Raw genomic sequence first — 22032 nt, 5'->3', positions numbered from 1 at the left:
TCACCCTCTGACTATTTTTTTCAATACGCCATTTTGTTTTAGTATGGTCGTACGATTGCAGATCAATCCTTTCTTCCTATTCCCTCAATCAGGTGAAACAAAACGCAGAAAACTCTATCATGTTTTTGGTCAATTATCAATGGGGACGCTCAGGTAAATGCGCTTTAAACCATTTAGAGCGAGCGTGAGAAACGTCCTGCATTCAAACCGGCGAGACGCCCTGTGACAAAGGCTGAAGTGATATTGTAGCCCCCGGTATAGCCGTGAATGTCGAGTATTTCTCCGCAAAAATATAAGCCTTCCATTTTTTTTGACGCCATTTGTTTCGGCTCAATCTCTTTTACGGAAACACCTCCGCCTGTGACAAACGCTTTGTCCAAAGAAAGCGTTCCGTCAGCGGCAACCGTAAATTGTTTGCAGTCTTTGACAAAAGCCCTGAATTGATCCTTCGGCAGTTCCGTAAAGCTTGTCTGCGGATCAAGACCGTTCCGTTCCAGAAGAAAAAGCAGGTACCGTTCCTGCATCCACGGCTTCAGCGCATTTTTGAGCGCTTTTTTCGGTGCGTCTTTCAGTTCCTTGTGCATCTTTTGAAATAACTCTTCCTCGTTGATGCCGGGAAACAGATCGATGCGGAGTTTGACCTCTGGCTGCTTTTTCAGTTCTTTGACGACAAACTGGCTGCAGCGGAGAATGGCGGGGCCTGACAAGCCGAAATGGGTGAACAGCATGTCCATCACGTGTGTGACGATTGGTTTGCCTTTTTTATTCAGGACGCTGACGGCCGCGTTTCTAAGAGACAGCCCCTGAAGTGTTTTTTGTTTAATAAACGGTTCTGACGACGTAACCGGCACTTCCGTCGGAAAGAGTTCGGTCACGGTATGACCGGCCGCTTCCGCCCATGCATAGCCGTCTCCGGTGCTGCCGGTATGCGGGACTGATTTTCCGCCGACCGCGATAATAACGGCGTCTGCGTTAATGTGTTCGTCATTGTTTGTCGTAATGCCTGCTGTCCTGCCGTTCTCGTACCGCACTTCTTTGATTTTTTCATTTGTGCGGATGGTGACATTCAGTTGTTTTAATCGGTTTAAAAGCGCATCGACAACGCTTTGCGCTTTGTCCGTCACCGGGAACATGCGCCCGTGGTCTTCTTCTTTCAGCTGAATGCCGAGTTTTTCAAAAAAGGCGATGATATCTTCATTATTAAATTCGGAAAACGCGCTGTATAAAAAGCGGCCGTTGCCGGGGATGTGTTTGATGATTTCTTCAACGGGGAGGCGGTTGGTCACGTTGCAGCGCCCGCCGCCGGAAATCGCCAGCTTCCGTCCCAGCTTGTTTCCTTTATCGATTAATAATACGTCCGCCCCTTCTTCGCCTGCCGCAATCGCAGCCATTAAACCGGACGGGCCGCCGCCGATCACAATCACGTCATAATGTTTCATCTTTCATCAACAACTTTCTTTTTCACGTATAATAGGCGGAAATGTCCGCTTTCTGCTATTATAGCGAAAGAAAGGGAATCCTTAAACGTATTTTGTTTTTTAAAGAGTTTTCCCAAAAAGTTTCCCGCTGTAATTATTACCGTCTAATTGCCCAGTTGTGTTAAAATAGAAAAGTTGAATCTTCGTAGAAAATGGTGATGAGGAAACATGTCAAGCAAATTGTTAAGGGGCACGTTCGTGCTGACGCTCGGCACCTATATATCGCGGATTTTAGGGATGATTTATCTGATCCCGTTCGGAGCGATGGTCGGAGCGACGGGCGGAGCTTTGTTTCAATACGGATATAATCAATATACACTGTTTTTAAACATTGCCACGATGGGATTTCCCGCCGCGGTTTCAAAATTTGTCTCGAAATATAATTCCAAGGGAGACTATGAGACAAGCAGGCGGATGCTGAGAGCGGGAATGTCGGTTATGCTCGTAACCGGGATGATCGCTTTTTCAATTCTTTATATTTCGGCGCCGTTTTTTGCGGAAACATCTCTCGGCGGCACGAGTAACAACGGACTTACGATTGACCACGTCGTTTATGTCATCCGGATGGTCAGTCTGGCACTTTTGGTCGTGCCGATTATGAGTCTTGTGCGCGGTTTTTTCCAAGGTCATCAGATGATGGGGCCGACAGCCGTTTCACAGGTTGTGGAGCAGCTTGCCCGGATCATCTTTTTATTGGGCGCAACGTATTTGATTTTAAGAGTGATCAACGGCGGCCTTGTCATCGCAGTCGGATACGCGACTTTCGCGGCGCTGATCGGATCATTCGGAGGGCTTGTCGTCCTTTATATTTACTGGAATAAGCGGAAGGGCGATCTTCTGGCGATGAAGCCGAATCTCGTCCGGTCTGCGAACTTAAGTTATAAAAAAATGTTCATTGAGCTTTTCAGTTATGCCGCTCCTTACGTATTTGTCGGACTGGCGATTCCTTTGTATTCGTATATCGATACGAATACGTTTAATAAAGCGATGATTGCGGCGGGCCATAAGGATATCAGCCAGGACATGCTTGCGATTGTCACCCTTTATGTGCCGAAGCTTGTGATGATCCCGGTTTCTCTGGCGACCGCTTTCGGTCTGACGCTGATTCCGACGATTACTGAATCGTTTACGAGCAGGAATTATAAGCTTTTGAACCAGCAGATTAACCAGACGATGCAAATCATTCTGTTTTTGGTTATTCCCGCCGTTGTCGGGATGTCCGTGTTATCGGGTCCGGCCTATACGTTTTTCTACGGCTCTGAAAGTCTTCGCCCGGATATCGGACAGGATATATTGTTCTGGTACGCGCCTGTCGCGATACTGTTTTCTCTGTTTACCGTAAACGCCGCGATCCTGCAAGGGATTAATAAGCAGAAATTTGCTGTCGTGAGTCTTTTCATCGGCGTTATTATAAAAGTGGTGCTGAACGTGCCGCTGATCAAGCTGTTTCAGGGAGACGGGGCCATCTTGGCAACGGCGCTCGGTTATATCGCTTCTCTTCTGTACGGTTTTATTATGATTAAGCGCCATGCGGGCTATTCGTATACGGTACTTATAAAACGGGTCATTTTAATCGCGGTCCTGTCCGTCGTGATGGGAGTCGCGGTCAAGCTGACTCAATGGCTGCTCAGCTTCTTTGTAACATACCAAAGCGGCCAGGTGCATGCGGCGATTGTCGTCTTTGTCTGCGCCGCTGTCGGCGGTGCGGTGTACATGTTTGCCGCGTACCGAATCGGATTTTTACAGAAAATGTTTGGAAACCGTCTGCCCCGCGTTTTGAGGAGAGGCAGGCATTCCGCCCATTGAGAAATAATGAATAGTCCGCTTATCGCGGGCTTTTCTTTTTAAAGGAGAGGATCAGGATGAGACTTGATAAGCTGCTTGCCAACAGCGGATTCGGCTCAAGAAAAGATGTGAAAAAAATCGTCAAGGCTGGGGCTGTCATGATTGACGGAGAGCCGGCGAAAGATGTGAAAACCCATGTCGATCCGGAAAAACAGGACATCACGGTATACGGAGAGCCGGCAGACTATCGTGAATTTATTTATGTCATGATGAATAAGCCGCAAGGAGTGCTGTCCGCTACCGAAGACAGCCGCCAGCAAACGGTGGTTGATTTGCTGACGCCTGAAGAACAGCGATTTGAACCGTTTCCGGCGGGACGTCTTGATAAGGATACGGAAGGCTTTTTGCTTCTGACCAATGACGGGCAGCTCGCTCATCGCCTGCTTTCTCCGAAAAAGCATGTGCCTAAAACATATGAGGTCCGGTTAACCTCGCCTCTGTCACCGGAAGACATCGTTCATCTGGAAAGAGGCGTCGTCATTGAAGGAGGCTATAAGACGAAGCCGGCAGCCGTTGAAATCATTACAGAAAGCCCGGATGAAACGGTGATTCACTTGACCATTACAGAAGGCAAATATCATCAGGTGAAGCTGATGGCAAAGGCTGTCGGAAATGAAGTGGCTTATTTGAAGCGGCTTTCGATGGGGGCTGTTTCTCTTGACCCGGATCTTAAACCGGGAGAATTCCGCGAGCTGACTGAAGAAGAGCTCGAAACGCTGAGAGGCGCTGAAGTGTAATCGATATCAGAAAAGCCCAAAACAGATTTGTTTTGGGCTTTTTATATAGAGGAACAAAAAACAAGGCAAAGACGCTGCTTTGCCTTGCAGCATGTCAGGCCGAAAAGGGCCTTATGTAATTGTTCGCTTAAGATGTAATTTTCACTTTTTTTCGTGTTGTCTCCCACTTGCCTCGGCTAGGACTATGAACAAGATCATTGTATGCTAACACATTTAAGTCTCGCTGAATGGTTCTAGGTGTAATGCCGAATTCATCAACCAGTTCCTGTGTTGTCACAAGGCCTTTTTCCTGGATGAACATGTAAACTGATTTAATCCGAGTCAGCATACGATTTGTTGAAGGTTTCAAAAAACCACTCCCTATCATAAGATCGGATGGACTTGATATACCACAACTTTCGACTCTAAAACTTCGTACGAATAAGCAACAAAGGATGACATTCTGTTTTTTCTCTTTTAACTGCCTCCATTATACACGATATGGACAACATGAATCTAGGAATAAGCGCAGATAATTTTTTCCAAATGGGTGCCGCCTTGGTGCATTACTATGCCCGGTCCGCTTTTATTATTATGGAAACTGAAACTTTTTTTATACATGTCCGTATGAAAACGGGGGAGTGAGAAGTTTGGGAGAATTATTGAATGCAAACATTGTCTGCGCCGGTTATGCTGACAGGCCGAAGGTGATTTCTGATGTATCTCTGTCAGTCAACGCTGGTGAAATTACCGGTTTAATCGGAGCGAACGGCGCGGGGAAAAGCACAGTGATAAAGGCGGTTCTCGGGCTGTCCCGGGATATAGAGGGCGGAATTGAGTGGAATGATTCATCTTATGCTTACATACCGGAGCGTCCGAGTTTTTATGATGAACTGACGCTTTGGGAGCATCTCGAGCTGACCGGGTCATTGCGGGGCATGGAAGGGGAAGAGTGCCGTGAGCGGGCAGGGCGGCTGCTTGAAGAGTTTTCGCTGACGTCTGTAAAACATGATTTGCCTTCCGGTTTTTCAAAAGGGATGCAGCAAAAATTGATGCTCATACAGGCATTTTTGGCGAAGCCGGATATTTACATCATTGATGAGCCTTTTATCGGACTTGATCCGATCTCAACGAAGCTGTTTACCGACATGCTGATTGCTGAGAAAGAAAGGGGCGCGGGGATTTTGATGTGCACTCATGTTCTGGATACGGCGGAAAAAATCTGCGACCGGTTTTATTTGCTGGATCAGGGCGCTCTGCTTCTTCAAGGCACGTTAGAGGAGCTTCAGGAAAAAACGGGGAGCCGTTCACTGCTGGATTGCTTTTATTCAGCGGTTCGGAGCAGTCAGCGATGACCGGGCGGGCTTTGTTTTTTCAAAGGCTGTTTCATTATTGGCGGTATCAATGGAAGGTGTTTCAGACGGTCATTGATTGGACGGTCGCGCTGTATATCGTTCTTCCCGCTGCCGCATTTGCCGTTTATCAATATGCTGATTGGCTGAACGGCAGGGGGCTTCTTAATGGAGCGGCAGGAGTATTAGGATGGGGCTGGCTGTATGTATTCAGTGCCCTGCTATTGTGCACGGGTTTTATTCATACCTTTTTGCTGGAAGCGGATCACGTATTTTTGGTGCATGCAAAACATCTGATGCAAAAGCTGAAACGGTACGCGCTTTTGTATTCGATGTTCCTTTCCCTTATCAAATGGGGTGCGCTTGCCGTATTGTTATTTCCCTTATGGCGCCAATACGGTGACTGTACCTTACCGGCATATTCGGGTATGTTTTGCTGTCTGTTCGGCTTCCATACTGCAATATTAGCGGTGCACCGACACAGAAAAAACAGCAGGCGGACATTCGGGAATCAGGCGGCAGGCTGGCTGAAAGTGATGGTTCTGATGGCGGGTGCGTTTTTTATGATCGTCTTTGCCGCCGAATGGTATTGGCTTTGGCCGGCGGGATGTATATTGTTCATCTGTTCCGCTCTTTTGACTTGGAAAGGGACGGAGACATTATCGGCCTTTGAGGAAGAAGTGCTTGAGGAGAACAGGCGCAAGCTTTCATTCGCGGCCTCTGTTTTGATGCTCAGCCATGATGTGCAGCTCCCGAATGGTAAACATAAAGGGCGGAGCAAGCCGTTTTTATATCCCGGCTCAAAGCACATCTTTACAAAACGGTCGGCGTATACGGCGTGGAAAGAATTGTTCTTTAAAGTGCTGATCCGAAACGGCGGGTATCTCCGGCAGCTTTACCTTTTAACCGCGGCTTTTACGGCTCTTATTCTCGTTCTTCCGCTCTTAGTGAAGCCGGCAGTCCTCATTTTGTTTGCAATCGTCAGCCGCTATGCCGCGTCACTTTTATTTGACCGGATCACGGATAAACCGGTTTTAAGCGGTATCAAGAGAGACAGTGATGACTATTTCAGGGCGCGAAACAGCGCATTAACCGTCATCCAAGTCATCTGTTCCGCCTGGTGTCTCATTGCCGCGATTCTTTCCGTTCTTTATATGTGAAAATCCCTTTCCGAAAAAGGAAAGGGATTTTTCTTAATGTCCGTTCAAAATAAAAAGCTGAATAAAAAACAGCACGGCGAAGATGATGACTAAAGGATGGATTTCGCGCCATTTTTTCTTAGCTGCTTTAACAAGCGGATATGAAATGAAGCCGAGTGCGATTCCGGTTGAAATACTGGACGTTAAAGGCATCGCCAAAATGACGAGAAAGGCCGGGAACGCTTCATCAAGCTCATTCCAGCGGATATTCGATACCGCACCCATCATCAGGCTGCCGACAATAATCAGAGCCGGTGACGTAATCGCGGACACTTCCGATAAGACGCTGACAAGCGGGCTGAAAAACATGGAAACGGCAAACATAACCGCAATCGTCAGCGCCGTCAGACCCGTTCTTCCGCCGGCCGCCACACCTGCTGAAGATTCAACGAACGCGGTCGTCGGGCTGGTGCCGAAGATGCTTCCCACCGTCGTAGCGGTCGAATCAGCCAAAAGCGCTCTTCTGGCATTCGGCAGCTGATTGTTTTTGATCAGTCCCGCTTGTTCGGCGACACCGATCATGGTGCCGGTCGTGTCAAAAATCGTAACGAGAAGAAAAGAAAACACAACGGCGTACAGACCGTGATGCACGACATCCCCGAGGGCTCCGAACGGATTTGTGATCAAAAGCCCCTCCGGCAGGTGCGGGAAGGACATGAATCCTTTCGTGAAATGAATCTGACCGGTCAAAAAGGCAATGATAGCGGTCAGCGCCATTCCGATGAACAGAGCCCCGTTAACATTCAGCACCATCAGTACAATACTGATGATAAGCCCGATAAGCGTTAAAATGACGGCGGGCGAATGAAGATCGCCGAGTGCGACCAGATTAGATTTATCAGCCGTGATGATTCCGGATTGGCGTAAGCCGATAAAAGCGATAAATAAGCCGATGCCGGTCGTAATTCCGTATTTTAAATTGTCCGGAATCGCTTCTATAAGTTGTTTTCTTAAAGGCGTTAACGATAAAATAATAAAGATGACTCCCGCGATAAAAACGGCGCTGAAAGCCGTCTGATACGTAATGCCGCTGCCTGTGCCGACAACGTGAAAGGCGAGATACGCGTTTAAGCCCATGCCGGGGGCAATGGCGATCGGAAAATTCGCAGCGAGAGCCATCCATAAAGTTCCGACAATGGAAGCGATAATCGTCGCGGTGAACACCTGGTCAAACGGAATTCCCGCATTGGAAAGGATCACCGGATTGACGACAATGATATACACCATTGTGAAAAAGGTGGTCAATCCCGCGGTAATTTCTCTTTTTATTGTCGTTTGATGCTTGTCGAGATGAAACATAAGTACCTCCAATGACGAACATTTTTTCAAAACATCATCTATATTATTCGTTTTATCGACATTTTGCAAGTCTTTATCAAGAAAGGGGATTTGTGATGAACTGGGAAGTTGAAGTCATCAGAAACAAAGAAGATCTGATCCGTGACACGCAGAAGTTTTTGCAGATCAACAGCGTAATGGACGAATCAACAGCCGGTCCCGGCCGGCCGTTTGGAGAAGGCGTCAATGCCAGCCTGACGTCACTGCTGGAATTCGGTGAAAAAGAAGGCTTCACCGTAAAGAATCTTGATGGCTATGCGGGCCATATTGAATGGGGAACGGGTGACGAAATCGTCGGCGTTTTGTGCCACGTCGATGTCGTTCCGCCCGGAGACGGCTGGACGAGCGATCCGTTTTCAGCCGATATCAGGGACGGCCGGATATATGCCAGAGGCGCCATAGATGATAAAGGGCCGACAATGGCGGCGTTTTATGCGCTGAAAATCGTCAAAGACATGCAGCTCCCTTTATCCAAACGCGTGAGAATCATCATCGGAACGGATGAAGAAAGTGATTGGAGATGCGTGGATCACTACTTCAAACACGAAAAAATGCCTGACATCGGCTTTGCTCCTGACGCGGATTTTCCGATCATTAACGCGGAAAAAGGAATTATAGATGCATCACTGCGCATTGTAAAAAGCGCTTCTGACAAAGACGCAAAAAATGGGCTTCTGTCATTCCGTTCAGGACTGCGCTTGAACATGGTGCCGGATGCGGCTGAAGCGGTTATTGAAGGGGACGGTCTTGATGCCGTGCACGCATATTTCAGCAAATGGCTTGAGCAGTCAAAAACACAAGGTGAAGCAATTTCGGAAAATGGAAAACTGACGCTTCGGGTATACGGAAAATCATGCCACGCGATGGAACCGGATAATGGTGTCAATGCCGGCTTAAAGCTTGCTGAATGCCTTAACGGAACAGAGCTGGATGAAGCCGGAAAGCACTTTGTCAAAACCGTCAGTGACTATTTTTTAAATGATACACGAGGCAAAAAACTGAAAATTGATTGCAGGGATGACATCAGCGGAGAGCTTACATTGAATGTCGGCACCTTTACATACAGAAAGGGTGAGGAAGGAGAACTCGGCATCAACATCCGTTATCCCGTCACTTCAGACAGCAAAGTCATCCGTGATGCTTTTACGTCTGCTGAAGAATTCCGGCTTGAAGAATTTAAAGACAGCAAACCGCACCACGTTTCTGCCGATCATCCGCTCGTAAAGACGCTTCAAAAGGTTTACGAAGGACAGACGGGAAAGAAAGCGGATCTGATTTCAATCGGCGGAGGAACGTATGCGAGATCCCTTTCGGCGGGCGTCGCGTTCGGGCCGCTGTTCCCCGGCCGGCCTGACAGCGCGCATCAAAAGGATGAGTACATTGAAATCGATGACCTTCTCCGGTCAACCGCTTTATACGCCGAAGCCATTTATGAGCTTGCCAAGTGATAATAAAAAGGGACGCCGAAAGCGGCATCCCTTTTTATCATTCAAATGACCATAAATCCGTTGATAAATAACGTTCTCCCGTATCGGCCGTCATACAGATGACGATCTGTTCGGAAGGGAGGCGTTTTGCGGTTTCAATGGCGGCGAAGCAGGCGGCGCCTGAAGACGGGCCGACGAGTATACCTTCTTCCCGGGCCAGACGACGTGTTGTCGTATACGCATCTTCATCAGATATTTTCATGATTTCATCGTAAACGTCCTGATTCAGTATGCCGGGAATAAATCCGGGGCTTGTCCCGACAAGCTTATGAGCGCCGGGTTTTCCGCCAGACAGGACGGGAGATCCCGCGGGCTCGGCGACATGAACAATCATATCCGGGAAAAGCTCCTTCAGCGTTTCTCCGGTTCCGGTAATGGTTCCGCCCGTTCCCGCCGTTGCCACAAAAGCACCGAGCGGTCTGTTGAGCTGCTGAACGGCCTGATAGATTTCAATGGCGGTCGTTTTTCGGTGGGCATCTGGATTTGCGCCGTTATCGAATTGCATCGGGATAAAACTTCCCGGAATCTGTTCGGCGAGTTCTTTCGCTTTTTTGATGCTTCCGGGCATTCTTTCCGCCCCCGGTGTTAACACAACCTCCGCTCCGTACGCTTTCAGGAGGTTGATGCGTTCTTTCGTCATCGTGTCAGGCATGACGAGGATTGCCTTGTAGCCGCGCGCCGCCGCGTTCATCGCCAGGCCGATGCCTGTGTTGCCGCTTGTCGGTTCGATGATGACAGAGCCGGGTTTTAAATGCCCGCTGTTTTCCGCCTCAATGATCATATTGTAAGCCGCTCTGTCTTTGACACTGCCGCTAGGGTTAAACGATTCTAATTTTAAATAGACCTGTGCTGCATGTTCTGGCTGAAGGCGGTTGAGCTTTACGATCGGTGTGCCGCCGATCAGCTCCGCCGTGCTGTTTACGATTTTCAAGGCCGGCTCATTCCTTTCTGTATAAAACGTTCGGTACATAATATCCTATCATAATGAGCGGACAGGGTTCTCCTCTCCGCTTATCCGTTTTATAATAACACCATAACCAAAGAGGGGGAGATCCTCGTATGAAAGCTTCATTGCCGCATTATTTTATCGGCATTCCGATTCCGGCTGACATTGCTGAACCGATTTGGGAAGCAGCCAAAAAGGAGCCGGCGTTAACATTCAAAAAATGGGTGCACCCGCATGACTATCATATTACACTCATTTTTCTCGGAGCCGCGGATGAAGAACGGCTTGCGAAATTATCGTCTCTGCTCGCAGATGCTGCGTCGGCAGCGCAGCCGTTTACCGTACAGTTTCAGCATCTGGATATTTTCGGCGACCGCAGACAGCCGAGAGTGCTTCACCTTGAGCCCGAACGGAATGAACTGCTCTTTGATTTGCGGGAAAAAACAAAACAGGCTGTTTTGAAAGCCGGTTTTCAAGTGGAAAAACGGCCTTATCACCCTCATATGACGATGGCGCGGAAGTGGGCGGGAGACCGGCCGTTTCCTGACGATGTGCCGTTTGAAAGCGGCAGGGTGCAAAGTGCCGTCAGCCGGTTTTCCCTGTTTCAGACCCATCTTGACCGGTCGCCTAAATACGAAGAAATCGCACAGTTTCAATTGACATAAACAAATATTCGGAGTGGAGAAATCACATGGCACAGATCATCAAAATTCACGACTGCATATCCAGATATGAACTTGATCCATATCATTATATGAACCAGTTTATCCGGCTGAAGAAAGAACGCTTTGAGGCGCTTCTTGAAGCGTTTGACCGGATGACGGAAGAAAAAGAAACGGAAACGGCTGCAGGCGGGGAAACCGATCAAGCGCCGGCCAGGAAAAAATTTTCCTTAAAAAAGAGAAAAGAAGAAAATACGGCCGATATAAATGAAAAGAGGCACCAATGGTTTGATGAGCCGGAGGGAGAAGAGGCGCTGTTCGGGAATCTCCCGTCTCGAAAGTCTGAGCTCGCGCCTTTTTTCAAAGATCAGCTGTATGACTTTCAATTAAAATGGGCGAGCTCCACGCTTTCTCAAAAGTCTGAGCTTTCGCAGGCGGTCAAAAGGGACAGGATGTTAAAAATGCTGGCTCAAAAGCTGCCCGATTCCTATTTTGTGATGTATCATCCGGTTCTGCAAATTCAGCAGGCGTCCGTTGAACTGAGCATGATCATCATCTCGCCGCTGGAGATTTTCTGCGCTGCTTTTATGGAAGCGGAAGAGGACAGCGTATATATCGGATCAAAACACCGTTTTTGGGAAGAAAGAGGCTCCGGCAGCACGCGTCAAGTATTGAATCCGTCTCTCAGCCTGCACCGGACAGGCTCGGTCGTTTCGCAAATCGTAAAAGAAAAGCAGGCCGACATTCCCGTGCGGAAGCTTTTGCTCAGCAGAACGTCTTATATTGATTACCCGGAGCCGCCGTACGGGCTGGAAATAGCTGATAAACGGACTGCCGCAGAGTGGCTGGAAAAGCAGCAGAAAAATACGGCGCCGATCAAGCACCACCAGCTGAAGGCGGCGAAGGCTCTTTTGTCTTACGGCTTGAGCGATTCAAGCCGGAGACAGGAATGGCTTGATTAAAACGGATGTTTGCCGGCTGTCTCTTCATCTATGAAGCAGGTGAAAACAAACGATGAGTCAATGGTTTTTTATTATTAATCCGGTCTCAGGAGGCGGGCGGAGCCGGCGTGTCTGGAAATCAGTTCAAAAAGAGCTGACCAGGCGCGGGGTCAGCCACCGCTCTTTTTTGACCGGGCATCCCGGACATGCGGAGGTGCTGGCGAGGCAGATTTCAATGATGCAGGATCATAAGCTTAAGCGGCTGTTCGTCATCGGCGGTGACGGGACGATGCATGAAGTCATTAACGGACTGAAAGGAACGGATCAGATTGAGCTGACCTTTGTGCCCGCCGGTTCGTACAATGACTTTTCCAAAGGGCTCGGTATTAAGAAGTCGGCGCTCCTCCAAGAAATCAAAAGTCTGCACCGCCCGCTCACACGGAAATTTTTTGCGGGAAACATCAACTTTTTTCATGACAAAGCGCAATCACTTTATTTTATTAACCACCTGTCTGTCGGCTTCGATGCCTCAGTTTTGAAGGCAGCGGCGAATTTTCCGTTATCGCGCGTTCTTCGGTTTTTGCGTCTCGGTTTTGTGATTTACCCGCTCGCGCATTTACATACGGCCTCGGGGTTTCAGCCGTTCAGATTTGTTTGCACGGCAGACGGCCAGAGGCGAGAATTCCGCAATGTCTGGTTTGTCATAGCGGCTAATCACCCTTATTACGGAGGCGGCATGAAAGCGGCGCCTTCAGCAAATCCCCGTCAAAACCATTTTGATATTGTCATCGCAGAAAACCTGTCCTTTTTCTCGCTGTATCGTTTTTTATGGGCGATGAGCTTCGGCCGGCATATCAAAATGGACGGAGTGACGATGATAAAGGGGAAGGAATTCGTTTTTGAAACAGATGGGAAAATTCCGTTTCACGCTGACGGCGAGCTGATCGGAACGACGCCGTTTCGGCTTATGCCGGGCGGTGCGCTGTTGAAAATAAAAACATAATAAACAAATGAAACCCGTCAAATGTTTCACGGCAAAGAGCGGTTCGCGGCATAAATCTTCAGAATTCACAGGTGTTCTTGCTAGTTTTGCTTGACGAAGTTTGTGCTGTAGCGCTAAAATTTATAGGACGGCTATTGATTAGCATATGAGACTCTCAATAGCTGTCTTTTTTATTCTCATGAAATTGTTTATGACAGGCCGCTCCGCCAATAGAGAAAGGCTGGAGGCCTATTCTAAAATATTTTAAGAAATGATGGGTTGAACATTGATATGAACTGGTTGGGACAATTACTAGGTAGCGATTGGGAGATCTTCCCCGCCGGAGGAGCTACAGGAGATGCATATTATGCGAAACATAACGGCCAACAGCTTTTTTTAAAACGTAATAGCTCGCCCTTTTTAGCCGTGTTATCCGCCGAAGGCATTGTTCCGAAGCTGGTTTGGACAAAACGGATGGAAAACGGAGACGTCATTACGGCTCAGCATTGGATGGCGGGCAGGGAGCTGAAGGCAAAGGATATGAGCGGACGCCCGGTGGCTGAGCTGCTCCGCAAAATCCACACATCAAAAGCTTTGCTCGACATGCTGAAAAGATTGGGAAAAGAACCGCTTGATCCGGGCGCCCTTTTGTCGCAGCTGAAGCAGGCCGTCTTTGCCGTGCGGCAATTTTCGCCGCTTATTCAGGAAGGCCTTGCTTATTTGGAAGCTCATGTGGATCAGGTGCAATTCGGTGAAAAAGTCGTTTGCCATTGTGATGTGAATCATAATAACTGGCTTCTGTCTGAAGACAACCAGCTGTATTTAATAGATTGGGACGGCGCCATGATAGCTGATCCGGCCATGGATCTCGGCCCTTTATTGTATCATTACGTCGAAGAGCCAGCGTGGGACAGCTGGCTTGGGATGTACGGCATGAAGCTCACGGAAGGGCTTCGGCTGAGGATGGCGTGGTACATGTTATCGGAGACCATCACCTTCATCGCCTGGCACAAATCAAAAGGAAACGACAAAGCGTATCATGATGCCATGGAAGAGCTTCATGCCCTGATGAAGCGGATTGTCAAGTAGTCAGGAGTACGAATCCATCTGCTCCACCCATTGGGACAAATGGTTTTGGTGCTCCTGAATATGCGTGTCGATGGAATCGGCCGTGATGCCGGACTGGCTGTAGCGGTAGACATCCTCGAGCACGTTTTTTATATTTGAATCAAGCCCGGTGTTGGCCATCAGTGATTTGATGACGCGCTCCAGCTGTTCATACTCGGCAACCGTGCCGCAGCAATCCAATTGATGGTCGGCCAATATGTCCTTTAATAACCGGACCTGATGTTCGCTTGTTAAGCCCATGATTCATATACACATCCTTTCTGTGTCATACATTGTGCAAAGCGGTGCGGTTTTATGCATCACATGAGTGTTCCGGACCGGGGAGCCTCTTTTTTTATGCAGCCGGCGCCTTTAAAAGGCGCTTGCGGCTCTTTATGTTTCATGGTATGTTGTTACTCGAAATTATAGATAGAGGTGTCAATCATATGAGAATGCGCCATAAACCTTGGGCGAATGATTTTCTGGCAGAAAACGCTGACATCGCCATCAGTGATCCGGCCCAGTATAAAGGGCGATGGAACACGGTCTTTGGCAATGACAACCCGATCCACATTGAAGTCGGTACGGGAAAAGGGCAGTTCATTTCAGGAATGGCCAAGCAGAATCCGGATATCAACTATATCGGCATTGAGCTGTTTAAAAGCGTCATCGTCACTGCCGTCCAAAAAGTCAAGGACAGCGGGGCTCACAATGTCCGTTTGTTAAATATAGACGCGGAAACACTGAATGACGTATTTGAACGGGGAGAAATCAAGCGCGTATATCTAAACTTTTCTGACCCGTGGCCGAAAAACCGCCACGAAAAGCGCCGTTTAACATTTAAAACGTTCTTGAAAAAATACGAAGAAGTGATGGGCGAAACAGGTGAGATTCATTTTAAAACCGATAACCGCGGTTTATTCGAATACTCTCTGAAAAGCTTTTCCGAATACGGCCTGCTTCTGACGGAAGTCAGCCTTGATCTGCACAACAGCGATCCGAAGGGCAATATTATGACAGAATACGAAGAAAAATTCTCCGCGCTCGGCCAGCCGATTTACCGGGCCGAAGTTGAATGGAGAACAAAAGGCAGACTCTGATGCGGGAGTCTGTTTTTTTATGCCGCCATTTGCTACCATTACATCAGGAGGGATCAAGATGGAGACATTGAATATTGGGAATATTTCATTAACATGGCTGGACGGCGGTGTGACGCATATGGACGGCGGAGCGATGTTCGGCGTTGTTCCGAAACCTTTATGGTCGAGAAAATACCCCGTAAATGACAAAAACCAGATTGAATTAAGAACAGACCCGATTCTGATCAGAAAAAACGGCCTGAATATATTGGTTGACGCGGGAATCGGCCGAGGGAAATTCTCTGATAAACAAAAAAGGAATTACGGCGTAACACAGGAATCCAATCTGAAACAATCTCTTCGTGACCTCGGGCTTTCTTGTGAGGACATTCATATTGCCGCGATGACCCATCTTCATTTTGACCATGCATGCGGCCTGACGGAGTACAGCGGAGAGGAGCTTGTCTCTGTTTTCCCGAATGCCCGCATTATCACTTCTGCAACAGAGTGGCGCGAAATGAGAAACCCTAATATCAGATCGAAAAATACATATTGGAGAGAAAATTGGGAGGCGGTACAAGATCAGGTCGAAACCTTTGAAAACGAGTATCAGCTGACAGAAGGCATTACGATGCACCACACCGGCGGCCACAGCGACGGCCACAGCGTCATCGTCTTAGAAGACGGTGGGGAGGCGGCTGTGCATTTTGCCGACCTGATGCCGACGAATGCGCATAAAAATCCGTTATGGGTGCTGGCCTATGATGATTATCCGATGACCTCTATTCCAGAAAAGCAGAAATGGCAGACGTTCGCGGCAGAAAAAGACGCCTGGCTGATTTTCTATCACGACGCGATTTACAGAGCGGTAAAATGGGGAGAAGACGGCGAAGTGGCTGCATCTGTCAAACGGGAGAGAAAATAAGCGGATCGATGATTTGCCTGTATGAATTTCGGGAATAAAAGCAAACCTAAGACAAATTGCTTTGAAAGGAAGAGACAGGTGAATCAATTTCAAGTGACCAAAGATGGAGAAATCAAAACAACTCTGCGCGGATTAGAAGTGCTTTCTACGCCTTTTTTAAATAAAGGGGTGGCCTTTACACAGGAGGAAAGAAAGGAACTCGGGCTCGAGGGGTTTCTGCCGCCGAAAGTATTGACAATCGAAGAGCAGGCGAGGCGTGCCTACGAACAATTCAGTTCGCAGCCTGATGAGCTGAGCAAAAATGTGTACTTGACCGCTCTCCATGATCGGAATGAAACGTTATTTTACAGGCTGTTAAATGATCATTTAGGCGAAATGCTGCCGATCGTATATACGCCGACCGTCGGCACTGCGATCCAGCGTTACAGCCATGAGTACAGAAAACCCCGCGGTCTGTATTTGTCAATAGATGACCCTGAAGGAATGCGCGCCGCATTTCAGCAGTTCGGAAAAAATGAAAACATTGACTTAATCGTTGCGACAGATGCCGAGGGCATTCTGGGAATCGGTGACTGGGGCGTCGGCGGCATCGCCATTTCTGTCGGAAAACTTGCGGTGTATACGGCGGCGGCAGGAATTGATCCGTCACGAGTGCTTGCGGTCGTATTGGACGCGGGGACAAATCAGGAAAGCCTCTTAAATGACCCGCTGTATGTCGGAAACCAGCATTCAAGAGTGCGCGGCGAGAAATATGACCGCTTTATTGATGAGTATGTCTCGCTTGCCCGGGAAACATTCCCGAATGCGCTGCTTCATTGGGAGGATTTCGGTACGGCTAACGCCCGCGGCATATTAAAACGGTATAAAGATAAAGTCTGTACGTTTAACGATGACATTCAAGGAACGGGCGCGGTATCGCTTGCAGCTGTTTTAGCGTGTGCAAAAGCATCAAAAGTGCCTTTAAAAGAGCATAAAGTCGTCGTCTTCGGCGCGGGAACGGCCGGTATCGGAATTGCTGAGCAGCTGCGCGAAGCCATGGTGCATGACGGATTAAGCGAAGAAGAATCCTACAGCCATTTTTGGTGTATCGACAGAAACGGATTGTTAACGGATGATATGAAGGACTTGCGTGATTTTCAGGTTCCGTACGCGCGCCCTGCTGATGAAGTAAAAGAGTACGGCCGCAGCGGTGAAGGCGGATCAATTGATCTGGCGGAGACGGTGCGTCAGGCCAAGCCGACGATTCTGATCGGCACATCCACCGTATCAGGCGCATTTACGGAAGAAATCGTCAAAGAAATGGCCTCGCATGTCAAACGGCCCGCTATTTTGCCGATGTCAAACCCGACGACATTATCAGAAGCAAAACCTGAAGATTTGATTAAATGGACGGAAGGCCGCGCGCTTGTCACTACGGGTAGTCCGTTTCCGCCTGTTGCGTATAACGGCGTTACCTACCATATCGGACAGGCGAACAACGCGCTCGTATTCCCGGGACTCGGACTCGGCACGATTGTGACAAAAGCAAGGCTCATTACGGACAATATGTTCGTTGCCTGCGCGAATGCCATCGCCGGTATGGTGGACGTCGGCAAGCCGGGGGCGCCGATGCTTCCAAAAGTGGAGGATCTCAGGACGGTATCGGCAACTGTGGCGGTAGCTGTAGCAAAAGCTGCGATTCAGGACGGTGTAGCGGAAACGGAACCCGAGGATCTGATCCAAGCGGTGCAGGACGCGATGTGGCACCCCGTATATAAACGAATTCGGCCGATGTAACCGAATAAAGCCCAAAACGCTGATGGTTTTGGGCTTTATTTTTTGCTTGTCCGAATTATGAGGCGACAGAATCAATGACATCGACAATCTGGCCTGTTTTTGCATTGACCATAACTTCATATTGCTCCAGTTCGCCGAATGCCGAACGTGTCACGCCGGTCTTGTATACCTGGATGGTTTCTCCGTTTACCTGGTAGGGCTCCGGCTCTGTGTAAATCCATGATCCGTCTATCGGCCCGCGCTGTTTAAAAGCCGCTTTCACGATACGGAGCGCTTTTTCTGAAGAGATATAAGGTTTCATCGCATACTTTTTCACTGCGATGGCAGCGCATAATCCGACTCCTGCACCTAAGAGAAAATGACGTAATTTCAATATGAAGCACCTCCAATTATGTCGTAGTTTTTATTATACAGAAGATGCCAGACGGTGTTAAGTAAAGCGTCGGTTTTCCAGCCCATTCAATCTGAGCGCTTGGAAAACGGTTGTTTTTCTAATAAAATAAAAGCATTACATAGAAATGAGGGGAAAATATGAATGAGGAAACGAAAACGCTTTTCCGGACGCTGACGCAGCTTCCCGGTGCACCGGGAAATGAACATCAGGTCCGCTCCTTTATGAAACGGGAGCTTGCGAAATATGCGGATGACATCGTGCAGGACAGACTCGGAAGTGTTTTCGGAGTAAGGCGCGGCGCTGAAGATGCGCCGACCGTTATGGTAGCCGGCCATATGGACGAAGTCGGGTTTATGGTAACGCAGATTACGGATAACGGCATGCTGAGATTTCAGACGCTCGGCGGCTGGTGGAGTCAGGTGCTGCTTGCCCAGCGCGTCGAGGTGCAGACGGATAACGGACCGATTATCGGCGTCATCTCAAGCATCCCGCCCCACATTTTAACGGATGCCCAGCGCGCAAAGCCGATGGAGATCAAAAATATGATGATTGATATCGGTGCCGATGACAGAGAGGACGCGGTCAAAATGGGGATCAGACCGGGACAGCAGGTCGTGCCTGTCTGCCCGTTCACCCCGATGGCCAACGAGAAGAAAATATTGTCCAAAGCGTGGGATAACCGCTACGGCTGCGGGTTAAGCATTGAACTATTAAAAGAGCTGCACGGAAAAGACCTGCCGAACAATCTGTACGCCGGGGCCACCGTTCAGGAGGAAGTCGGCTTGAGAGGGGCGCAGACAGCGGCCAACATGATTCAGCCTGATCTCTTTTTCGCGCTTGATGCCAGCCCGGCAAATGATATGAGCGGCGATAAGGAGCTGTTCGGCCGTCTCGGCGAGGGGGTGCTGCTCCGCATTCTCGACAGAACGACGGTCATGCACCGCGGGATGAGAGAGTTCGTCCTTGATATGGCGGAAACGCACAATATCCCTTATCAATATTTCGCTTCAGGCGGGGGAACGGATGCCGGACGGGTCCACATATCAAACAGCGGGGTTCCGTCTGCCGTCATCGGCATTTGTTCAAGATACATTCATACAAATGCCGCCATCATCCATGTCGATGATTATGCCGCGGCGAAAGAAATGCTCATTAAGCTGGTCATGGCGAGTGACAAACAGACGGTCGAAACGATCAGAGAAAATGTGTAAAAAAATAAGCAGGACCGCATAAAGGCGGCCTGCTTATTCTGTTTCAAATAAATAAGAGAGTGCTTTCATCGCTTGATTGACGGTTTCGACCGTGATATTCGCTTTTCCGGAAAGCTCTTTCAGCGGATGATGAAGTTCTTTCGGACGGATGAGAATGAGCGGCTTTCCTTTTGCGATGGCATAAGAAGCATCCATCGCGGTATTCCACTGCTTATATTTCTCGCCAAACAGGGCGATCACAAAATCGGCTTTTTCCATCAGCACCTCTGTACGGAAATTGTTGATATCAGAAGCTCTGGCGTCTTTTAAAACAGAATCGGGCTGCACGCCCATAATCTCTTCTCCGATATTGTCTGAGCGTTCATGGTTTTCCATCGGGCCGACAAACGTAATCGGCAGGTCCAGCGCTGTTGCTTTTTGTTTGATCTCGTCCCGCCAATCACTGTGGATTTCACCCGCTAAATACACGACAAACTGCATCTTTTGCCCCTCCTTATGTACATATTCATATTTTCGTACGGCTACAAGCAAAATGGTAAACGAAACTTGCTTGATAATGCAAATGAAATATGATAATGATATTGCATATAGTTGGTCTTGCCGTAAACAGTCTGGTATGATCCAATTGGACAAACATCAGCATATAAAAAACTCATAATCCAGATGGAGGAATGACAATGAAAAAGATTGAAAGCACGGAAGAATTGCAAAAAGCGGTACAAGACGATTGGGCGGTATTTATGTTTTCAGCGGATTGGTGCCCGGACTGCCGCTTTGTGGAGCCGTTTCTCCCTGAGCTGGAAGCGGACTTTCCTGAATTCACTTATTACTACGTAGACCGCGATCAATTTATTGATACATGCGCAGAATGGGAAATTTACGGCATTCCGAGCTTTGTTGTGTTTAACGGAGGAAAAGAAGTGAACCGCTTCGTCAGCAAAGACCGTAAAACAAAAGAAGAAATTGAGCAATTTTTAACCGATTCCCTTGCTAAAGCATAAAGGAGGCCACGGGCTTTGAAAATGACGTCAAGGAAGCTGGCGGATTTATTAAAACAGCGCCTGCAGCACGAGAACCGATCCTTCTTTTTTGACAGAGAAAAAGACACCCTCCGTGTTGAGGATCAAACGACCAAAAAAGGCATCACATTGGAGCTCCCGCCGATCATTGCGAAGTGGGAGACGAAAAAAGAAGAAGCGATCGACGAAATCGTCTACTATGTGTCAGAAGCGATGGAGGCGATGGAAGGAAGCGGACAGGAGATGTCCGGAAAGGAAGCCGGAATCTATCCGGTCATCCGCTCCACATCATTTCCCGATCAAACGAGTGACGGCATTCCGCTCGTGTATGATGACCATACGGCCGAAACGAGAATCTACTACGCGCTTGACCTCGGCAAGACGTACCGCTTAATTGACAGCCGTATGCTCGAGAAAGAAAACTGGACAAAAGAACGGATCAGGGAGACGGCGTCATTCAATCTCCGCTCTCTTCCTTCGGTCGTGAAACAGGATACGGTTGCGGATAATTATTTTTATTTTTTCAGGGCGAATGACGGCTATGACGCCAGCCGGATTCTCAATGATTCGATTCTTCATGAATACAAGCAGGCCGCTGAAGGCGAATTAGCGATTTCCGTTCCGCATCAGGATGTATTAATACTTGCTGACATTCGAAATGAATCGGGTTATGATATTTTAGGGCAAATGTCCATGAGCTTCTTTGCAAGCGGCAAGGTGCCGATTACGGCCCTTTCATTTCTGTATAATGAAGGCAGACTGGAACCTGTGTTTATCATGGCGAAAAGCCGGCCGAAAAAGGATTAGAAAGGATTTTTCTTATGAACGCTTTTTACAATAAAGAAGGTGTGGGAGATACGCTTCTGATCTCTCTTAAAGATGCAGCACGCGAAGAAATCGGCTATGAAAGAGAAGGCGATGTCGTCAGAATCTTTAACAAAGAAACAAAAGAAACGACGGGCTTTAACATTTTTAACGTGTCTTCTTACTTACAGATTGAGGACAACGGCCCCGTCGCTTTGTCTGAGACATTCGTACAGGATGTGAATGAAATACTGAACAGAAACGGCGTTTCAGAAACGCTGACGGTTGACCTTTCTCCGAAATTTGTTGTCGGTCACGTTGAATCGAAAGAAAAACATCCGAATGCGGATAAACTGAATATCTGCCAAGTGAATGTCGGAGAGGAAACCCTCCAAATCGTTTGCGGCGCGCCGAACGTGGACAAAGGGCAAAAAGTCGTCGTCGCTAAAGTCGGCGCGGTGATGCCGAGCGGACTTGTGATTAAAGACGCTGAATTAAGAGGCGTTCCGTCAAGCGGCATGATCTGCTCCGCGAAAGAACTCGCTTTGCCGGATGCGCCGGCGGAAAAAGGGATTCTTGTTCTTGAAGACAGCCGCGAGGCCGGCGAAGCATTTCAATTCTAACTCCCATAAATAAGCGCACAGAATCGAATGATGTGAGAGAAAGCCGTTAAGCAGGCCTGCTTAACGGCTTTCTTCAGTTGGGAGCTTAATCTTTTCTGAGCCGCCCGGCAATGGTATACTAAATATCGTCCCAGACTACTAAAAAGGG

The 22032-nt window shown here is 48.4% G+C and carries 23 protein-coding genes; 16 read left to right on the top strand and 7 right to left on the bottom strand.

Annotated features, from left to right (window positions below; translation table 11 throughout):
* Positions 1-173: 173 nt before the first annotated feature.
* Positions 174-1439, bottom strand: coding sequence for a BaiN/RdsA family NAD(P)/FAD-dependent oxidoreductase (locus D5S11_RS15790; protein ID WP_007408798.1), 1266 nt, complete (start codon positions 1437-1439; stop codon positions 174-176).
* A gap of 207 nt (positions 1440-1646) precedes the next feature.
* On the opposite strand from D5S11_RS15790, the gene D5S11_RS15785 reads away from it, so the two are divergent.
* Complete coding sequence (locus tag D5S11_RS15785) at positions 1647-3284, top strand: putative polysaccharide biosynthesis protein (protein ID WP_108724772.1); 1638 nt, start codon at positions 1647-1649, stop codon at positions 3282-3284.
* Between the two features lie 56 nt (positions 3285-3340).
* Complete coding sequence (locus tag D5S11_RS15780; protein ID WP_007408795.1) at positions 3341-4060, top strand: pseudouridine synthase; 720 nt, start codon at positions 3341-3343, stop codon at positions 4058-4060.
* Between the two features lie 127 nt (positions 4061-4187).
* On the opposite strand, the gene D5S11_RS15775 is transcribed toward D5S11_RS15780, so the two are convergent.
* Positions 4188-4409 carry a DeoR family transcriptional regulator gene (locus tag D5S11_RS15775; RefSeq protein ID WP_003152337.1) on the bottom strand — a complete coding sequence of 74 codons (222 nt, stop codon included), beginning with the start codon at positions 4407-4409 and terminating at the stop codon, positions 4188-4190.
* 280 nt (positions 4410-4689) lie between these two features.
* Between D5S11_RS15775 and D5S11_RS15770 the strand changes: the two genes are divergently transcribed.
* Together D5S11_RS15770 and D5S11_RS15765 are read left to right on the top strand one after the other, a co-directional pair.
* Positions 4690-5394 carry an ABC transporter ATP-binding protein gene (locus tag D5S11_RS15770; RefSeq protein ID WP_020956230.1) on the top strand — a complete coding sequence of 235 codons (705 nt, stop codon included), beginning with the start codon at positions 4690-4692 and terminating at the stop codon, positions 5392-5394.
* The gene (locus tag D5S11_RS15765; protein ID WP_108724773.1) at positions 5391-6551 is read left to right on the top strand and encodes an ABC transporter permease; all 1161 of its coding nucleotides are present in this window, start codon (positions 5391-5393) and stop codon (positions 6549-6551) included. Before D5S11_RS15770 ends, D5S11_RS15765 begins: the two co-directional genes overlap by 4 nt.
* Positions 6552-6584: 33 nt before the next feature.
* Here D5S11_RS15765 and D5S11_RS15760 read toward each other — a convergent pair whose 3' ends face one another.
* Entirely contained in the window at positions 6585-7889 is a 1305-nt protein-coding gene (locus tag D5S11_RS15760) for an NCS2 family permease (protein WP_015240410.1), read from the bottom strand.
* 95 nt (positions 7890-7984) lie between these two features.
* On the opposite strand from D5S11_RS15760, the gene pepV reads away from it, so the two are divergent.
* A complete protein-coding gene (gene pepV, locus D5S11_RS15755) occupies positions 7985-9376 on the top strand; it encodes a dipeptidase PepV (RefSeq protein ID WP_020956228.1) in 1392 nt (463 codons plus the stop codon).
* 37 nt (positions 9377-9413) lie between these two features.
* On the opposite strand, the gene cysK is transcribed toward pepV, so the two are convergent.
* Positions 9414-10385 (bottom strand): cysteine synthase A, encoded by a 972-nt coding sequence (cysK, locus tag D5S11_RS15750; protein WP_020954278.1) that lies wholly within the window; start codon positions 10383-10385, stop codon positions 9414-9416.
* A gap of 89 nt (positions 10386-10474) precedes the next feature.
* Between cysK and thpR the strand changes: the two genes are divergently transcribed.
* The 4 genes from thpR to D5S11_RS15730 all read left to right on the top strand — a co-directional run bounded on the left by thpR (position 10475) and on the right by D5S11_RS15730 (position 14035).
* Positions 10475-11026, top strand: a complete 552-nt coding sequence (gene thpR, locus D5S11_RS15745; RefSeq protein WP_015418027.1) for an RNA 2',3'-cyclic phosphodiesterase — start codon at positions 10475-10477, stop codon at positions 11024-11026.
* Positions 11027-11052: 26 nt separating this feature from the next.
* Positions 11053-11985, top strand: coding sequence for a hypothetical protein (locus tag D5S11_RS15740; protein ID WP_108724774.1), 933 nt, complete (start codon positions 11053-11055; stop codon positions 11983-11985).
* 52 nt (positions 11986-12037) lie between these two features.
* On the top strand, positions 12038-12967 hold the full coding sequence (locus D5S11_RS15735; RefSeq protein WP_108724775.1) for a YegS/Rv2252/BmrU family lipid kinase: 930 nt from the start codon (positions 12038-12040) through the stop codon (positions 12965-12967).
* Between the two features lie 270 nt (positions 12968-13237).
* Complete coding sequence (locus D5S11_RS15730) at positions 13238-14035, top strand: phosphotransferase family protein (protein WP_003152355.1); 798 nt, start codon at positions 13238-13240, stop codon at positions 14033-14035.
* On the opposite strand, the gene D5S11_RS15725 is transcribed toward D5S11_RS15730, so the two are convergent.
* Complete coding sequence (locus D5S11_RS15725) at positions 14036-14314, bottom strand: YtzH-like family protein (RefSeq protein ID WP_003152357.1); 279 nt, start codon at positions 14312-14314, stop codon at positions 14036-14038. It abuts the gene before it with no gap.
* Positions 14315-14499: 185 nt separating this feature from the next.
* Between D5S11_RS15725 and trmB the strand changes: the two genes are divergently transcribed.
* The 3 genes from trmB to D5S11_RS15710 all read left to right on the top strand — a co-directional run bounded on the left by trmB (position 14500) and on the right by D5S11_RS15710 (position 17833).
* The gene (gene trmB, locus D5S11_RS15720) at positions 14500-15153 is read left to right on the top strand and encodes a tRNA (guanosine(46)-N7)-methyltransferase TrmB (RefSeq protein ID WP_020956224.1); all 654 of its coding nucleotides are present in this window, start codon (positions 14500-14502) and stop codon (positions 15151-15153) included.
* A gap of 58 nt (positions 15154-15211) precedes the next feature.
* The gene (locus tag D5S11_RS15715; protein ID WP_020956223.1) at positions 15212-16057 is read left to right on the top strand and encodes a YtnP family quorum-quenching lactonase; all 846 of its coding nucleotides are present in this window, start codon (positions 15212-15214) and stop codon (positions 16055-16057) included.
* 78 nt (positions 16058-16135) lie between these two features.
* Entirely contained in the window at positions 16136-17833 is a 1698-nt protein-coding gene (locus tag D5S11_RS15710) for an NAD-dependent malic enzyme (RefSeq protein WP_007408782.1), read from the top strand.
* 55 nt (positions 17834-17888) lie between these two features.
* Here D5S11_RS15710 and D5S11_RS15705 read toward each other — a convergent pair whose 3' ends face one another.
* Positions 17889-18206 carry a PepSY domain-containing protein gene (locus D5S11_RS15705; RefSeq protein ID WP_003152366.1) on the bottom strand — a complete coding sequence of 106 codons (318 nt, stop codon included), beginning with the start codon at positions 18204-18206 and terminating at the stop codon, positions 17889-17891.
* A 158-nt stretch (positions 18207-18364) separates the two neighbouring features.
* Between D5S11_RS15705 and D5S11_RS15700 the strand changes: the two genes are divergently transcribed.
* Complete coding sequence (locus D5S11_RS15700; RefSeq protein WP_003152370.1) at positions 18365-19438, top strand: M42 family metallopeptidase; 1074 nt, start codon at positions 18365-18367, stop codon at positions 19436-19438.
* 33 nt (positions 19439-19471) lie between these two features.
* On the opposite strand, the gene D5S11_RS15695 is transcribed toward D5S11_RS15700, so the two are convergent.
* Entirely contained in the window at positions 19472-19918 is a 447-nt protein-coding gene (locus D5S11_RS15695; protein WP_014418659.1) for a YtoQ family protein, read from the bottom strand.
* A gap of 197 nt (positions 19919-20115) precedes the next feature.
* Between D5S11_RS15695 and D5S11_RS15690 the strand changes: the two genes are divergently transcribed.
* Genes D5S11_RS15690 through ytpR form a run of 3 tightly spaced genes read left to right on the top strand, consistent with a single transcriptional unit; the run spans position 20116 to position 21884 of the window.
* The gene (locus D5S11_RS15690; RefSeq protein ID WP_003152373.1) at positions 20116-20439 is read left to right on the top strand and encodes a thioredoxin family protein; all 324 of its coding nucleotides are present in this window, start codon (positions 20116-20118) and stop codon (positions 20437-20439) included.
* A 15-nt stretch (positions 20440-20454) separates the two neighbouring features.
* Positions 20455-21264, top strand: a complete 810-nt coding sequence (locus tag D5S11_RS15685; RefSeq protein WP_108724776.1) for a DUF1444 domain-containing protein — start codon at positions 20455-20457, stop codon at positions 21262-21264.
* 14 nt (positions 21265-21278) lie between these two features.
* Positions 21279-21884, top strand: coding sequence for a YtpR family tRNA-binding protein (gene ytpR / locus D5S11_RS15680; protein WP_003152375.1), 606 nt, complete (start codon positions 21279-21281; stop codon positions 21882-21884).
* Positions 21885-22032 lie beyond the last annotated feature (148 nt).

Origin of the sequence: Bacillus sp. L75, assembly GCF_003676355.1 — a bacterium.
Taxonomy (GTDB): Bacteria; Bacillota; Bacilli; order Bacillales; family Bacillaceae; genus Bacillus; species Bacillus velezensis.
The sequence above is the reverse complement of the archived record's forward strand: the minus strand, read 5'-3'. Positions and strand labels throughout refer to the sequence as shown.